This window comes from Streptomyces sp. SM10 (assembly GCF_002910915.1).
Classification (GTDB): Bacteria; Actinomycetota; Actinomycetes; order Streptomycetales; family Streptomycetaceae; genus Streptomyces.
In genome coordinates, this window is the sequence record NZ_NEUF01000080.1 from 36393 (window position 1) to 51887 (window position 15495).

The window sequence follows — 15495 nt, forward strand, 5'->3', positions numbered from 1 at the left end:
CTGCGGGAGTTGGCGACGTCCGATGTCAGTGGCCGGGGATATAACTCCTCCCATGCGGCCCCGGACGTACACCGCCGGGTTCACCGACGACCCTGCCCTCGACACGCCGACACCGCGGAGCGCCTTCACCATGAGCGATGCCAGCACCCCTGCGCAGCCCGACCCGAACGACCCCCTGGCCCTGGCCGAACTCTTCGCGGGCGGCGGCGAGGCGTGGCTGCCGTTGCTGAAGCCGGTCATCGAGGCGCGCCCGGACGCGGCCGGCTTCATCGGCCCGGGCCGGGGGCCGGACGTCGTGCCCGTGCGCGAGCTGACCTTCCAGGCGCTCAAGCCGAATCCGCCGCACAAGTGGAAGGTCGTCGTCTTCGGCCAGAACCCCTATCCGCGGCCGGAGAGCGCCACCGGGATCGCCATGTTCGACAACACCTTCCACGACTGGAAGGACAGCCAGTTCGGCCGGGTCGTCAGCATCCGCTGCATCATCAAGGCAGCGGCGATGTGGAAGTACGGCATACCCAGGAAGACCCTGGTCGCCGACCTGCGCAAGCTGCTCGACGAGCACGACACCGTCCAGCCGCCCGAGTGGTTCCAGGCGATGCTCACGCAGGGCGTGCTGCTGCTGAACGCGGCCCTCACGGCCAGCAGCGACGGGGCGATGGCGACCGATCAGCACACCAGGTTCTGGCGTCCGGCCGTCGAGCGGATCGTCGAGGAGATCCTCAAGGCCAAGCAGGGAGCCGCTCAGGAGGACCGTTACGTCGTCTTCGCCTGGTGGGGGGCTCACGCGCGCAACCTGAAGAACGTCGTCCTCCGGATCCAGGAGAGGTACCCCGACGTCGAGGTCCGGCACATCGACCACCCCAACCCCGCCGCCCAGGGCGACATCTTCTGCGAGGGCGAGCACTTCGGGACGGTGAACGCCGCCCTCGACGCGCTGGGAGCCGACGGGATCGACTGGCTGCCGAGCAGGGGATGGAACACGGCCGGGGAGGGGCTGCCCGACGGGGAGGGCGGGGCGCTGGCGGACCGGATGGGCGCCTTCATCGCGTCCACCATGGAGCTGCACCAGCTCTATCTGGACCGACTCGCGAGCGTCAAGGACGAGGGGCTGGTCCTGCCCGCGATCACCGGCGTGTTCGACACCCCGCTCCTGGACTTCCGGGAGGCCGTCGGCCCGGTCGCCTCCCTGCTCGCCGGTATCGACGGGCATGTCGTGCGCTCGCACGCATTCGGGAAGCGCCGGGCGGACGAGACGGCCGGCGAGCTGTCCGCCGACGCCATCGCCGCCCTCCACCTCTACACCTGCGAATCCGCCTTCTACCGGGAGATCAACGCCGTCCTGCGCTCCCCGGACCGGGAGCGGGTCGTCCCCTACCTGCCCTACCTACGGCTCCTGTTCTCGGCGGTGTCCCGGCTTCCCGCTCACCGGCAGCCGTTGTGGCGCGGGGTCGCGCTCGATCTGCGCGCGCAGTACCCGCTCGGCCGGACGGTGACCTGGTGGGGCGTGTCCTCCTGCACGTCCGAGCGGAGCGTGGCGCGGGCGTTCCTCGGCGGCCGCGGCAGGCGGACGCTCTTCGAGGTGACCCCGGTGCGGGCCGTGGGCATCCGGAGCTTCTCCGCCTTCACCGGCGAGGAGGAGTACATCCTCTCCCCGGGCACGCAGCTCAAGGTGACCGACGTCAAGGCGGACCGGGGAGGCCTCTTCACGGTGAAGCTGGAGGAGCTGGCGGAGCAGACCCTGGTGTCCTGACGCGTCCGGGGGCGGCGGGAAGCCGCTGCTCCCGCCGTTCGCGGGCCCAGCGCCACCAGGCGAGGGCGAAGCCGATCCCGGCCACCAGGGCGGGAGCGGCCGACTGCGCCGTCAGCGAGGCAAGCCAGCCGGGGTTCAGCTGATCCGTGATGCCGCTGGTGAACCGACAGGTGGCCTGGGGCGGGAAGAAGCTGTACTCCAGCGTCCTGGGTGCCTGGTCTCCCCAGTCCGCGCCCGCCGAGCAGGCCCTTGACGGTCCGGCCAGCAGTTTCCACCCGGCCAGTGCGTACAGGACGAGGAACGCGGAACCGGCGACGGTGAGAGCCGTCCCCGTGCGCCGGAGCTTCTCGGTCCTGGACATAGGCGTCACCAGACGGCCTCCGGGGCGGGGATCGAAGCACTCCGCGAGCAGGGCCAGGAACAGGGAGACGGCCAACACCAGCAGGCTGCACCAGAGCAGCGACGCCAGGACTCCGTGCCCGCCGACGGACACCACGTCCCCGCCCTGGAACTCGCAGACGGTGGCCGGGGGAAACGCCTGGTCACGCACGCGGTGGAGCTGCCCGGGCCCCTGGATCAGCCCGTGCACGCAGTCCTCGTCGTACTCCATCATGCCGAGGAGGGCGACGGCCGTGCCCGCGGCCAGGACGCTGATCGACACTCCTGCCGTGGCCCACAGGCCTTCGGTGCGATAGCCGCCGTGCGTGCGCGCGTATGACATGCCCGTACGGTATGCGAACGCAACACCGGTCCGGTGCGGCCTGCTTGATGCGGTGAGGTCCGGCGAGCGCCTGTCCGTGCCGCGTCCCGACCCGCGGGTCCCGAAGCTCGGCCCCCGAGCGCCGGGACCTCACGTTCACTCGTTCAGGGGTATGGCGGAGTCCGCGCCCGGCCCCACAGCTCCGCCGGTCGCGCCCGGTGCACTCGTCGCACCCGTCGCACCCGTCCCCGTCGCCCCCAGGCATCCGGGGGCCCGTGCCGGTCGTCCCCCGCCGGCGCGCCCGGACGCCCCGACGCGACCCCCGAAGGCCTCTGCCGCTCCTGTCGGACGGCTTCCCCGCTTCCACGGCGGCGGACGGTCGTTCCCGGCATCCCGGCATCCCGGCATCCCGGCATCCCGGCATCCCGGCATCCCGGCATCCCGGCATCCCGGCATCGCGGCATCGCGGTGGAAAATGGGTGAGTTTACCCATCGGAATCGCGCGTCACACGTTCCGGCGTCATCTTTTGTTCCTCTAAGCGGCTGAACTTTTGTTGATCTGTGGCCAGTTGCGGGTGCCATGGGCCTACCCTTGACTGGGTGAACCAGTTGAAGTCCCGTGCGCCCCACGCAGAGGCCGTCCTGCCCGGCACCCTGCCCGACGACCTGCGTGCCGAGCTCATCGCCTTCCGCCGTGATCTGCACATGCACCCCGAGCTCGGCAACCAGGAGTTCCGTACGACCGCCGCCATCAAGGCCAGGCTCGAGAAGGCCGGGCTGGAGCCGCGGTTGCTGCCCGGTGGCACGGGACTCGTCTGTGACGTGGGGGAGTGGGACGGGGTCACGCCGATGCTGGCGCTGCGGGGCGACATCGACGCGCTGCCGATCCCGGACACCAAGGTGGGCGTCTCCTACCGGTCCACCGTGCCCGATCGGGCGCACGCCTGCGGGCACGACGTCCACACCAGCTGCGTCCTGGGCGCCGGACTCGTCCTGAGCCAGCTGGACCGGCAGGGGCTGCTGCCCCGCCCCGTGCGGCTGATCTTCCAGCCCGCGGAGGAGGTGCTGCCGGGCGGTGCCGCCGACGCGGTCGCGGCCGGGGTGCTGGACGGCGTCGGGCGGATCATCGGGGTGCACTGCGACCCGAAGGTGGACGTGGGGAAGGTCGGGCTCCGGATCGGGCCCATCACCTCGGCCTGCGACCGGCTGGAGGTCTCGCTGGACGGGCCCGGCGGACACACCGCCCGCCCGCACCTCACCACCGACCTGGTCACCGCCGCCGCCCGCGTCGCCACCGACGTGCCGGCGCTGCTCGCACGCCGGGTCGACGCTCGGGCGGGGATGGCCGTCACCTGGGGCCGGCTCCAGACCGGCCACGCGCCCAACGTCATCCCGCAGCACGCCGAGCTCTCCGGGACGGTCCGCTGCCTCGATCTGGAGAGCTGGCGGCAGGCGCCCGACCTGGTGCACGCGGCGATCGACGAGGTGGCCGGAATGTACCGGGCGAAGACGGTGATCGACTACGTCCGTGGCGTGCCGCCCGTGGTGAACGAGGCGGAGACGATCGGTCTCCTCGACGCCGCGATGGCGATCCGCCGCGGATCGTATGCGATCGAGGACACCGAACAGAGCCTGGGCGGGGAGGACTTCTCCTGGTATCTGGAGAAGATCCCGGGTGCCATGGCCAGGCTCGGAGTCCGGGCTCCCGGCGACACCCGCGGTCTGGACCTGCACCGGGGAAACTTCGACGTGGACGAAGAGGCGATCACGGTCGGGGTGGAGCTGTTCACGGCCGCCGCGTTGCTCGACGGCAACGGCTCGTAACCGGACAGGACACCTTCTGTTCGCGACGATCCGATAACGGCTTCCGTACAGGCTCTTATCTGACATCTACGCGCGTTACGATCGCCGCGAAACCAGCGCCGGAAGAGGCGCTTCGGTCAGGTTTGAAGGAGCCTTCCCTTGCGCCGGATCACCAGGATTGCCACCGTGGGCGTCATGTCCGCGGCGCTCGCGCTCAGCGTCAGCGCGTGTGGCGACTCGTCGTCGGACAGCAGCACGTCGTCCGACTCCAAGGCCGACACGACGGCCATCGCCTACGACATCGGTGGCCGCGGCGACCAGTCGTTCAACGACGCCGCCTACGCCGGTCTCGCCAAGGCCGAGAAGGACCTCGGCGTCAAGGGCACCGAGGCCGAGCCCTCCGAGGGTGAAGCGGACGCGGACAAGGTCCAGCGCCTCACCTCGCTGGCCCGTGCCGGCAACAACCCGGTCATCGGTGTCGGCTTCGCCTACGCGCCCGCCATCAAGAAGGTCGCTCCGAAGTACCCGAAGATCACCTTCGGCATCATCGACGACTCCTCGGTGACCGGCGACAACATCGCCAACATCGTCTTCAACGAGGAGCAGGGCTCCTACCTCGCCGGTGTCGCCGCCGCCAAGGTCACCAAGACGAAGAAGGTCGGCTTCATCGGCGGTGTCGAGACCCCGCTGATCAAGAAGTTCGAGGCCGGCTTCATCCAGGGCGTCAAGGACACCGACGCCTCGGTCAACGTCCTCCCGCAGTACCTGACCCAGCCGCCGGACTTCTCGGGCTTCTCCAAGCCCGACCTCGGCAAGGCGGCCGCCCAGGGGCAGCTCGACAAGGGTGCCGACGTGGTCTACTCGGCGGCTGGTCTGGCCGGTTCCGGTGCCATCGAGGCCGTCTCCAAGGCCGGCAAGTGGAACATCGGCGTCGACTCCGACCAGTACAAGCAGGAAGGGCTCGCCGCCTACAAGGCGTCGATCCTGACCTCGGTCACCAAGGACGTCGAGGACTCCGTCTTCAACCTGATCAAGTCCGTCCAGGACGGCAAGCCGCAGTCCGGTGAGGTCCGCTACGGCCTCGACAAGGACGGTGTCGGCCTGGCCATGTCCAACCCGGCCTTCACCAAGATGACCGAGGTCATCGCGGCCGTGGACAAGGCGAAGAAGGAAATCATCGACGGCGCGATCACCGTCAAGACCGCCCCGTAACGACTCCGGTCGTCACGCGCTGGTTTCCCGTGGGCCCGGAGTGCGCACCCTTGCCGCTCCGGGCCCGTGGGGTGCTCATCGAAGAAGTTGTGCCCCTCGCAGTGCCCCGCCGCGCCGACTCCGCACCAGGAGTCCGGCCGTGCCGAGTGCCTGCGCCTCACGATTCGGCAGCGCTACGCGTGTAGACAGCCCTTTGGCGCGATAACTTCACCCCACCCCCTGCCCTCTGTGCCCCCGCTCCTGTCCGGCCAAGGAGAGTGCGTCATCAACGCGTCCAGCAGTCCCCCTGCCGTAGAACTGCACGGCATCACCAAGCGCTTCCCCGGCGTCGTGGCCAACCACGACATCGGCATCACCGTACGCAAGGGAACGGTCCACGCCCTCGTAGGTGAGAACGGCGCCGGAAAGTCCACCCTGATGAAGATCCTCTACGGCATGCAGAAGCCGGACGAGGGCACCATCGCCGTGGACGGCGAGCAGGTCTCGTTCGGCAACCCCGGTGAGGCCATCGCGCGCGGTATCGGCATGGTCCACCAGCACTTCATGCTCGCCGACAACTTCACCGTCCTGGAGAACGTCGTCCTCGGCGGCGAGAAGCTGCACGGCATCGGATCCGCCGCACGCAAGAAGATCAAGGAGATCTCCGACGCCTACGGCCTGGGGGTCCGGCCCGACGCGCTCGTCGAGGACCTCGGGGTCGCCGACCGCCAGCGCGTGGAGATCCTCAAGGTCCTCTACCGCGGCGCCCGCATCCTGATCCTCGACGAGCCGACCGCCGTGCTCGTCCCGCAGGAGGTCGACGCGCTCTTCGCGAACCTCCGCGAGCTCAAGGCCGAGGGCCTCACCGTCATCTTCATCTCCCACAAGCTCGGCGAGGTCCTCTCCGTCGCCGACGAGATCACGGTGATCCGGCGCGGTACGACGGTGGGCACCGCCGACCCCGCGAACACCACGACCAAGCAGCTCGCCGAGCTGATGGTCGGCAGCGAGCTCCCTTCGCCCGAGAACCGCGAATCGACGGTCACGGACGTGCCGATGCTGCGCGTCGACGGTCTCTCCCTCGGGGTGACGGACCCGGACGGCGTCGTGCGCGCGGTCCTGTCCGACCTCGACTTCACGATCCACAAGGGCGAGGTCCTCGGCATCGCGGGCGTCGAGGGCAACGGCCAGACCGAGCTGATCGAGACGCTCGTCGGCATGCGGAGCCCCGACAGCGGCGTCATCACGCTGGACACCGACGACATCTCGAACGCCCCCACGCGCAAGCGGCGCGAGGGCGGCATCGGCTACATCCCCGAGGACCGCCACCGGCACGGCGTCCTGCTGGACGCCCCGCTCTGGGAGAACCGCATCCTCGGCCACGTCACGGAGAAGCCCAACAGCAAGGGCTGGCTCCTGGACCCGAAGGCCGCGCGCGCCGACACCGAGCGGATCGTGCGCGAGTACGACGTCCGCACCCCGGGCATCGAGGTCACGGCCGCCTCCCTGTCCGGCGGCAACCAGCAGAAGCTGATCGTCGGTCGCGAGATGAGTCACAACCCCAAACTGCTGATCGCGGCCCATCCCACCCGCGGGGTGGACGTCGGCGCACAGGCGCAGATCTGGGACCAGATCCGCGAGGCGCGCCATGAAGGGCTCGCCGTCCTGCTCATCTCGGCGGACCTGGACGAGCTCATCGGGCTCTCCGACACCCTGCGCGTCATGTACCGAGGACAGCTGGTCGCGGACGCCGACCCCGCCACCATCACACCCGAGGAACTGGGCTCGGCCATGACCGGTGCCGCCGCCGGTCACCTCGAAGCGGCACCGGAGGACGAGGCCCGATGAAGAAGTTCGACAAGGACCGGCTGATCCTGGGCTTCGCCGGCCCGGTACTCGCCCTGGTCGTCGCGTTCGCGCTCAGCACCCTCGTGCTGCTCATCTCGAACCGCGACCCGTTCGAGCTGTACCGGCTGCTGTTCGAGCAGGTGTCGTACAGCGACGTACAGGTGCTGATCATCAACCAGGCCGGGGCGTACTACCTCGCCGCTCTCGCGGTCGCGGTCGGCTTCCGCATGAACCTCTTCAACATCGGCGTCGACGGGCAGTACCGCCTCGCGGCGATGGTCGCCGCCCTCGTCGGTGCCAGCGTCACCCTCCCCGGGCCGCTCCAGATCGCCCTGATCGTGGTCGTCGCCATGCTGGTCGGTGCCTTCTGGGCGGGCATCGCGGGCATCCTCAAGACCACGCGGGGAGTGAGCGAGGTCGTCGCGACGATCATGCTCAACTCCATCTCCACCTCGCTGATCGCCTGGCTGATCCTGCCGAAGAACTTCGGTGAGCAGGCGGCGGGCTCCAACAACCTGACCACGGGCGACATCCCCGAGGCCGGCTGGTTCCCGGGCCTGTCCCTGAGTCCCGAGGCCGGAGAGATCTACGGCTTCACCTTCGTCGCGGCCGGCTGCGGTCTCGTCTACTGGCTGGTCCTGAACCGCACCCGGTTCGGCTTCGACCTCCGTGCCACCGGCGCGAGCGAGAGTGCCGCCCAGGCCTCCGGTGTGGACGCCAAGAAGATGATCCTGACCTCGATGCTGATCTCCGGCGCGATCGCCGGACTCGTCGGCATGCCGACGCTGCTGGGTGACACCCACACCTACAGCCTCGACTTCCCCGTCGGCCTGGGCTTCACCGGCATCACCATCGCCCTGCTCGGCCGCAACCATCCGGTGGGCATCGCGCTCAGCGCGCTGCTGATCGCCTTCCTCGACAAGGCGTCCTCGCCGCTGGACCAGTTCGGCTTCGAGAAGGAGATCGCCACGATCATGCAGGGCCTGATCGTGATCTCCGTCGTCGTCAGCTACGAGCTCGTCCGGCGCTACGGGACCCGTCGCCAGCAGCAGAAGGTCGGCGAGGAACTCGCCGCCGGCCACGCCCTCACCACCGAGAAGGAGGCGGCCCTGTGAGCACCGAAGTCCGCGCCGCACGCGTCGCCGCCCCGAAGGGCGGCGGCCGACGCAAGCTCTCCCTGCCCGTCGTCCTCCTGATCATCGCCGGCGCCCTGGCGCTCGTCTCCCTCGTGCGCATCATCAGCGGTGCCAACGACGTGACCTCGGTCGGACAGGTGAGGGGCGCCCTCGAACTCGCGGTCCCCATCGGCCTGGCCGGTCTCGGCGGTCTCTGGGCCGAGCGGGCCGGCGTCGTCAACATCGGCCTCGAAGGCATGATGATCCTCGGCACCTGGTTCGGCGCCTGGGCCGGCTTCCAGTGGGGCCCCTGGATGGGCGTCCTCTTCGGCATCATCGGCGGCTGCCTCGGCGGTCTGCTGCACGCGGTCATCACCGTCACCTTCGGCGTCAACCACATCGTCTCCGGTGTGGCGATCAACATCCTCGCCGTCGGCGTCACCCGCTACCTGTCCAACTTCACCTTCGCCGAGGAGCCCGGCGGCTCGTCCAAGCAGTCGCCCCGGCTCGAGGGGATCGACAAGATCACCGTTCCCGGGCTGTCGGACTGGATGTACGACCTGCAACAACACCACTGGTTCTTCGTCTCCGACCTCGCCGGAATCATCGGCGGCCTGGTCACCCGGTTGTCGCTGCTGACCGTCGTCGCCCTGCTGCTCGTCCCGGTCACCTGGTGGGTCCTGTGGCGCACCTCGTTCGGTCTGCGGCTCCGCTCCTGCGGTGAGAGCCCGGTGGCGGCCGAGACGCTCGGTGTGAACGTCTACAAGTACAAGTACATCGCCGTGACGATCTCGGGCGGGCTGGCCGGACTGGGCGGCGCGTTCCTCTCGCTCGTCGCGACCAGCATCTACCAGGAGGGTCAGACCGGAGGGCGCGGTTACATCGGGCTCGCCGCCATGATCTTCGGTAACTGGATGCCGGGCGGCATGGCCCTGGGCGCCGGGCTCTTCGGCTTCACCGACAGCCTCAAGCTGCGCGGCGGCGCTGACAACGTCCACGCGATGCTGCTGCTCCTGGCGATCCTGCTGGTGATCGTCGTGTTCTGGCAGCTCTACCGGAAGAAGTACGTCGCCGCGCTGATCTCGGCGGTCATCTCGGGTCTGCTGTTCACCTGGTACTTCCTGACGGACCAGGTCCCCAGCCAGTTCGTCGACGCCGCGCCGTACGTCACGACGCTGCTGGTGCTCGCCCTCTCCGCGCAGCGGCTGCGCATGCCGAAGGCGGACGGTGTGCCGTACCGCAAGGGTGAGGGCAAGTGACGGCGCCCTCGGTCGACTGGGAGGTGCTGCGCGAGGCGGCCCGGGACGCCATGTCCCGGGCGTACGCCCCGTATTCGGGATACCCGGTAGGGGTGGCGGCCCTCGTCGACGACGGGCGCATGATCACCGGGTGCAACGTCGAGAACGCCTCGTACGGCATCAGTCTCTGCGCCGAGTGCGGGCTGGTGTCGCAGCTCGCCGTCACGGGCGGCGGCCGGCTGACCCACTTCACCTGCGTCGACGGCACGGGCTCGGTGCTCGTGCCGTGCGGCCGGTGCCGTCAGCTGCTGTACGAGTTCGGCGGGCCCGAGCTGGTGCTCGAGACGCCGGACGGCCTCCGCACGCTCGACGCGATGCTGCCGCAGTCGTTCGGGCCGCAGCACCTGGGGTGATCCCCCGGCCGCCGTGCCGCTCTCCGGGCGGGCCCGACCGGGCCGCCCGGACGGCGCGGCGGAACGTTTCCTCTCTATGCGCGTAGAGTCAACAGGACTCTCTCGCCCACCCATCCGGCCGGAAGGACTTCCCTCCCATGGACGCCATCTCCGTCATCCGTACCAAGCGGGACAGGGGCGAGCTCAGCCCCGAGCAGATCGACTGGGTCATCGACGCGTACACCCGCGGCGACGTCGCGGACGAGCAGATGTCCGCACTGGCCATGGCGATCCTGCTGAATGGCATGAACCGTGCCGAGATCGCCCGCTGGACCGCCGCGATGATCGCCTCCGGCGAGCGGATGGACTTCGGTGCGCTCTCCCGCCCCACCACCGACAAGCACTCCACGGGCGGTGTCGGCGACAAGATCACCCTGCCGCTCGCCCCGCTGGTCGCCGCCTGCGGCGCCGCCGTGCCGCAGCTCAGCGGCCGGGGCCTCGGCCACACCGGCGGCACCCTCGACAAGCTGGAGTCCATCCCCGGCTGGCGGGCCCACCTCTCCAACGCCGAGATGCTCGACGTCCTGGACACCACCGGCGCCGTGATCTGCGCCGCCGGCGACGGGCTCGCCCCCGCCGACAAGAAGCTGTACGCCCTGCGCGACGTCACCGGCACCGTCGAGGCAATCCCGCTGATCGCCAGCTCGATCATGTCGAAGAAGATCGCCGAAGGCACCGGGGCGCTCGTCCTGGACGTCAAGGTCGGCTCCGGCGCCTTCATGAAGACGATCGAGGACGCCCGCGAACTGGCCTCCACCATGGTGGCGCTGGGCACCGACAGTGGCGTACGCACCGTGGCGCTGCTCACCGACATGGCGACCCCGCTCGGCCTGACCGCGGGCAACGCCCTGGAGGTCCGTGAGTCCGTCGAGGTCCTCGCCGGCGGCGGCCCGAAGGACGTCATCGACCTGACCCTGGCCCTCGCCCGGGAGATGCTCGACGCCGCCGGGCTCAAGGACGCCGACCCGGAGAAGGCCCTGGCCGACGGCTCCGCCATGGACGTCTGGCGCCGCATGATCTCCGCCCAGGGCGGCGACCCGGACGCCGAACTCCCCGTCAGCCGTGAGCAGCACGTGATCAGCGCCCCGTCATCGGGCGTGCTGACCCGGCTCGACGCGTACGACGTCGGCGTCGCCGCCTGGCGCCTCGGCGCGGGCCGCGCCCGCAAGGAGGACCCGGTGCAGGCGGGCGCCGGCATCGAGCTGCACGCCAAGCCCGGCGACACGGTGACCGAGGGCCAGCCGCTGCTGACCCTGCACACGGACACCCCGGAGAAGTTCGAGTACGCGCTCAAGGCGCTCCCCGGCTCCTACGACATCGCTCCGTCCGGAACCCCCTTCACCGCCACGCCGGTGGTGCGGGAGCGTATCGCCTGACCTGCGGTCTTCCCTTTCGGGTGAACGGGGCCGGTGGACCACCACCGGTCCCGTTCGGCATGCCGGACCCGGTGACGCACCGATAGGAGGAGATCGCCATGAGCGCACTCACTGTCGGTCCCGGGCCGGGCGATGAGTTTCGGGCATCCCGCCGGTCTCCCTGGTGTGGATGCCATGACTCCGAACGCCCTCGTCCTCACCGGCCGTGTCACCCGCGCCGATGTGCCGGGGCTCTGCGCCGAGCTGGAGGCGCTGCTCGCCCATACCCCCGGAGCCGCCGTGGACTGCGACGTGGGCGGCGTCGTACGCCCCGACCTGGCGCTCGTCGAGGCGATAGCGAGGCTGGGACTCGTCGCCCGCAGGGCCGGAGACGTCGAGCTGCGCCTGCGCAACGTCCCGCCCGAACTCGGGGCGCTGCTCGATCTGGTGGGGCTGACCGATGTGGTGGGTAACGTCCGGTCGGCCCCGGAGTGATCGACGGTCAGCCGAACACCGCGTAGTCGCAGAGGACCTGCACCGCGTATTCGTCCCTGTACGCGTTCGGCACCTCCGCGAGCGGCGACGGATCGGCGCTCGACGGACGGGACGGTGCCGGTGTCGCGCACGGTCCCTCCGGCTGCGGCCCCGGTTCGCGGGTGCCGCCCGGCGTGCTGGAGGCGGGTGAGGGGCTCGGGCCCGGGCCGTCCGTCGCGGACGGTTCGCCCAGCCAGGGCGTCGCCGCCCAGCCGCCCACCGTCAGGAGTGCCCAGACGATCACCACAGGACGTCCCACCCTCACGCGGCGTCGTCCAGATGGTCCGGCAGCCCGAACAGCGGGAACCAGCGCGGGGTGTCCAGGAAGCAGTGCATCCCGGTGATGGCACCGTCCGAGATGTCGATGACCTGGAGCGCCCACGGCACGAAGCCCGGCCCGTCCGGGTTCGGCTTGTAGTGCGCGAAGGCCGGAGTGCCGTTGGCCTCGGTCGCCACCAGCCGGGAGCCGGCGCAGCTCGCGCCGATGGAGAGCATGAAGCCCGTGATGTCGCCGTGCCCCTGGAGCCAGAGGTCGAACGGCGGCATGGTCATCACCGCGTCCTCGTGGAGCAGCGCCGTCAGCGCCGCCATGTCGTATCCCTCGAACGCCGCCACATAGCGGTCCAGCAGCTTGCGCTGCTCGTCGTCCAGCGGGTTCGCGGTGTCCGACGCGGTGCTCTCCGTGTCGGAGAGGGTCGCCCGGGCCCGCTGAAGGGCGCTGTTGACGGAGGCGACCGAGGTGTCGAGCAGCTCGGCGACCTCGCTCGCCTTCCACGCCAGGACCTCGCGCAGGATCAGCACCGCGCGCTGCTTGGGCGGCAGGTGCTGGAGCGCGGCGACGAACGCCAGACGCACCGACTCCTTCGCCACCGCCGCCTCCGCCGGGTCGGCCACCGACGGCAGGATCCGGCCGTCCGGCATCGGCTCCAGCCAGGTGTTCTCCGGAAGGGGGTTCAGCGCGGCCTGGGCCAGCGGGGTCGGACCGCTCAGGTCCACCGGCCTGGCCCGCTTGTTGCCCGCGTTGAGCATGTCCAGGCAGACGTTGGTCGCGATCCGGTACAGCCAGGAGCGCAGTGAGGAACGGCCCTCGAACTTGTCGAAGCTGCGCCAGGCGCGCACCAGCGTGTCCTGGACCGCGTCCTCCGCCTCGAAGGACGAGCCGAGCATCCGGTAGCAGTAACCGGTCAGCTCGACCCGGTGTCCCTCCAGACGGCCGTCGATGTCCGCCGCCGCTGTCAGATCACTCATCGCTCCACCCCTGTTGCGCTGTGACACCGCTCAGTGTGGAAGCTACCGCAGGGCACTGACAACAGGGGCGGGAAGAGTGGAAACCGCAGCTCAGGTGCCGGGCTTGCGTCCGTAGACGTAGACGTCGTCGCCGTTCTTCAGCAGGTTCCAGTACGACTTCGCGTCCGAGGGGCGCATGTTGACGCAGCCCGCCGATCCCGGGTTGTTGTACATGGACTTGGTGACCGAGTGGAACGCCTGCCCGCCGTCGAAGAACTGGGCGTACGGCATGGACACGTCGTAGAGCGTCGACCAGTGGTCGATGTTGCGCCAGTAGATCTTGCTGGACCCGGTCCGTGTCTCGTCACCGTTGCGGCCGGTGCGTACCGGCACCGGGCCGAACTTCAGCCTGGACCCGTCCTGGATCCAGCTCAGCTGCCTGGTCAGGTCCACGCACGCGATGCGCCCCTTGTTCGTGGGGCACTTCTTCGCGGCGTCGGGGTTCTTGCCCGCCGCCTTCTGCGCGGTGATGGTCTTCATCGTCCGCCAGGTGACCGGTCCCGCGTACCCGATGGACGGGGTGATGCCCTTCGACACCTGGAACGAACGGATCGCCGAGCAGTCCGCCGCGGACTGCTTCCCGTCGGACGTCCGGCCCAGCCACTTCTCGACCTGCTTCTGGTACGGGCCCTTCGACGCCGTGCAGGACGCCGCCTGGGCGGATGTCCCCGTGCCCAGGACCAGGGCCGGTGCGGCCACCAGTCCGGCGACGGACAGGACGGCCCCACGCCGTACCCGTACGCCGCGTATGTTCCCCATGATCGTCATGTACGCCTGCTCCCCTTCGCGTTCGTCCGCGGACGGTGTCTCCGCTTGTTGGACGCGCGTCGGGGAGCGGCGGTTGTGCCGGGAAGGTCTCAGTTGCGCACCGGTGCCGGGGTCGCGGCGCGGAGCCGCTCGGTCCGTGCCGCCCTGGTCCCGAAGACGGTGATCGACAGGACGCCGAGGACCGCCAGGACACCGAGCGCGACCGTGCCGCCCCAGCCGCCCGCGTGGAAGGCGACGGCGCCGAGCGTGCCGCCCGCGCTCGAACCCAGGTAGTACGCGGACTGGTAGAGCGCCGACGCCTGGGCGCGGCCCGACGTCGCCGTACGGCTCACCGAGGACGAGGCGACCGCGTGCCCGGCGAAGAAGCCGGCCGTGATCAGGACGAGCCCTGCCAGGACGGCGGCGATCTGGTCGGCCAGGGAGAGCAGCAGACCCGCGGCCGTCGTGGAGAGGGCGAGGTAGAGCGCGCCCCGGCGGCCCAGCCGGCCGACCAGGCGGCCCGCGGCGGCGGAGGAGGCCGTGCCGACGAGGTAGACCAGGAAGACCGAGCCGACGACGCCCTGCGGGAGGTTGAAGGGCTCCTCGACGAGCCGGTAGCCGATCACGGTGTAGACCGCGCCGAACACCGTCATGAACAGGGCGCCGATCGCGTACAGCCGGCGCAGCAGCGGGTCGGAGAGGTGACCGGTGACGGTCTTCGCCAGGGCCTTCGGGTTGAGCGAGGAGGGGCTGAAGTGCCGCGCCTTGGGGATCAGGAGGTGGAAGACCACGGCGCAGGCCACGGCGAGCAGCCCGATCGCGCCGAGCGCCGCCCGCCAGCCCCACAGCTGGGCGATCCAGCCGGCGAGGATACGGCCGCTCATGCCGCCGATGCTGTTGCCCGCCACGAAGAGTCCGATCGCGGCCACCAGAGCCTTCGGCCGCACCTCTTCCGCCAGGTACGCCATCGCGGAGGCGGGCAGCCCGGCCAGTGCCGCGCCCTGGACCGCACGCAGTGCGATCAGCCAGCCGAGCGACGGGGCGAAGGGGACGAGCAGTCCGATCACCACGGCGACCGCCAGGGAGGCCGTCATCATCTGCCGCCGCCCGAAGCGCTCCGAGAGCGCGCTCAGCGGCAGCACGCACAGGGCCAGCGCGCCGGTCGCCGCGGAGACCGTCCAGCTCGCCTGGCCGGCCGTCACGCCGAAGGACGCGGAGACGGAGGGCAGCAGGGCCTGGGTGGAGTAGAGGAGGGCGAAGGCCGCGATCCCCGCCGCGAAGAGCGCGAAGCTCATCCTGCGGTAGCCGGGACCGCCGGGCGTGAGGCGCTCCGGGACGGTCGGGGAGGGGACGGCGGGGGAGGACGGAACGGCGGCGCCCAGCACGATGGTGGACGCCCCGGTACTGGCAGAAGGCATACGGCGAACGTAGACCGCGAGGTTTCATGCGTCCAATGCATGAAACCCTCATAATCG

The 15495-nt window shown here is 70.2% G+C and carries 14 protein-coding genes; 9 read left to right on the forward strand and 5 right to left on the reverse strand.

Annotated features, from left to right (window positions below; all coding sequences use genetic code 11):
- Positions 1–52: 52 nt before the first annotated feature.
- Entirely contained in the window at positions 53–1750 is a 1698-nt protein-coding gene (locus B9S57_RS11270; RefSeq protein ID WP_258036360.1) for an ADP-ribosyltransferase domain-containing protein, read from the forward strand.
- Here the strand turns inward: B9S57_RS11270 and B9S57_RS11275 are convergent.
- Positions 1704–2471, reverse strand: a complete 768-nt coding sequence (locus B9S57_RS11275; RefSeq protein ID WP_181011315.1) for a hypothetical protein — start codon at positions 2469–2471, stop codon at positions 1704–1706. The two genes, B9S57_RS11270 and B9S57_RS11275, sit on opposite strands and share 47 nt — an antisense overlap.
- A gap of 579 nt (positions 2472–3050) precedes the next feature.
- On the opposite strand from B9S57_RS11275, the gene B9S57_RS11280 reads away from it, so the two are divergent.
- From B9S57_RS11280 to B9S57_RS11315, 8 genes are all read left to right on the forward strand, one after another.
- The gene (locus B9S57_RS11280) at positions 3051–4274 is read left to right on the forward strand and encodes an amidohydrolase (protein WP_103515404.1); all 1224 of its coding nucleotides are present in this window, start codon (positions 3051–3053) and stop codon (positions 4272–4274) included.
- A gap of 138 nt (positions 4275–4412) precedes the next feature.
- Positions 4413–5465, forward strand: coding sequence for a BMP family protein (locus tag B9S57_RS11285; protein WP_103515405.1), 1053 nt, complete (start codon positions 4413–4415; stop codon positions 5463–5465).
- Between the two features lie 240 nt (positions 5466–5705).
- Positions 5706–7292, forward strand: coding sequence for an ABC transporter ATP-binding protein (locus B9S57_RS11290; RefSeq protein ID WP_103515439.1), 1587 nt, complete (start codon positions 5706–5708; stop codon positions 7290–7292).
- On the forward strand, positions 7289–8407 hold the full coding sequence (locus B9S57_RS11295; protein WP_103515406.1) for an ABC transporter permease: 1119 nt from the start codon (positions 7289–7291) through the stop codon (positions 8405–8407). Before B9S57_RS11290 ends, B9S57_RS11295 begins: the two co-directional genes overlap by 4 nt.
- Positions 8404–9666 (forward strand): ABC transporter permease, encoded by a 1263-nt coding sequence (locus tag B9S57_RS11300; protein ID WP_103515407.1) that lies wholly within the window; start codon positions 8404–8406, stop codon positions 9664–9666. The genes B9S57_RS11295 and B9S57_RS11300 overlap by 4 nt, the downstream gene beginning before the upstream one ends.
- A complete protein-coding gene (locus tag B9S57_RS11305; RefSeq protein WP_103515408.1) occupies positions 9663–10058 on the forward strand; it encodes a cytidine deaminase in 396 nt (131 codons plus the stop codon). The genes B9S57_RS11300 and B9S57_RS11305 overlap by 4 nt, the downstream gene beginning before the upstream one ends.
- Positions 10059–10195: 137 nt before the next feature.
- The gene (locus tag B9S57_RS11310) at positions 10196–11473 is read left to right on the forward strand and encodes a thymidine phosphorylase (protein ID WP_103515409.1); all 1278 of its coding nucleotides are present in this window, start codon (positions 10196–10198) and stop codon (positions 11471–11473) included.
- Between the two features lie 132 nt (positions 11474–11605).
- Entirely contained in the window at positions 11606–11947 is a 342-nt protein-coding gene (locus B9S57_RS11315) for an STAS domain-containing protein (RefSeq protein WP_103515410.1), read from the forward strand.
- Positions 11948–11954: 7 nt separating this feature from the next.
- Here B9S57_RS11315 and B9S57_RS11320 read toward each other — a convergent pair whose 3' ends face one another.
- From B9S57_RS11320 to B9S57_RS11335, 4 genes are all read right to left on the reverse strand, one after another.
- A complete protein-coding gene (locus B9S57_RS11320) occupies positions 11955–12233 on the reverse strand; it encodes a hypothetical protein (protein ID WP_103515411.1) in 279 nt (92 codons plus the stop codon).
- A 14-nt stretch (positions 12234–12247) separates the two neighbouring features.
- Positions 12248–13234, reverse strand: coding sequence for a sigma-70 family RNA polymerase sigma factor (locus tag B9S57_RS11325; RefSeq protein WP_103515412.1), 987 nt, complete (start codon positions 13232–13234; stop codon positions 12248–12250).
- 90 nt (positions 13235–13324) lie between these two features.
- Positions 13325–14032 (reverse strand): L,D-transpeptidase, encoded by a 708-nt coding sequence (locus B9S57_RS11330; protein WP_103515440.1) that lies wholly within the window; start codon positions 14030–14032, stop codon positions 13325–13327.
- Between the two features lie 98 nt (positions 14033–14130).
- Complete coding sequence (locus tag B9S57_RS11335) at positions 14131–15438, reverse strand: MFS transporter (RefSeq protein ID WP_103515413.1); 1308 nt, start codon at positions 15436–15438, stop codon at positions 14131–14133.
- Between the last annotated feature and the right edge of the window lie 57 nt (positions 15439–15495).

Bases quoted from the DNA above. Each gene is read 5' to 3' on its own strand.
- B9S57_RS11270 (WP_258036360.1), top strand. From the start codon at position 53: ATGCGGCCCCGGACGTACACCGCCGGGTTCACCGACGACCCTGCCCTC.
- B9S57_RS11275 (WP_181011315.1), bottom strand. From the start codon at position 2,471: ATGTCATACGCGCGCACGCACGGCGGCTATCGCACCGAAGGCCTGTGG.
- B9S57_RS11295 (WP_103515406.1), top strand. From the start codon at position 7,289: ATGAAGAAGTTCGACAAGGACCGGCTGATCCTGGGCTTCGCCGGCCCG.
- B9S57_RS11310 (WP_103515409.1), top strand. From the start codon at position 10,196: ATGGACGCCATCTCCGTCATCCGTACCAAGCGGGACAGGGGCGAGCTC.
- B9S57_RS11315 (WP_103515410.1), top strand. From the start codon at position 11,606: ATGAGTTTCGGGCATCCCGCCGGTCTCCCTGGTGTGGATGCCATGACT.
- B9S57_RS11325 (WP_103515412.1), bottom strand. From the start codon at position 13,234: ATGAGTGATCTGACAGCGGCGGCGGACATCGACGGCCGTCTGGAGGGA.
- B9S57_RS11330 (WP_103515440.1), bottom strand. From the start codon at position 14,032: ATGGGGAACATACGCGGCGTACGGGTACGGCGTGGGGCCGTCCTGTCC.
- B9S57_RS11335 (WP_103515413.1), bottom strand. From the start codon at position 15,438: ATGCCTTCTGCCAGTACCGGGGCGTCCACCATCGTGCTGGGCGCCGCC.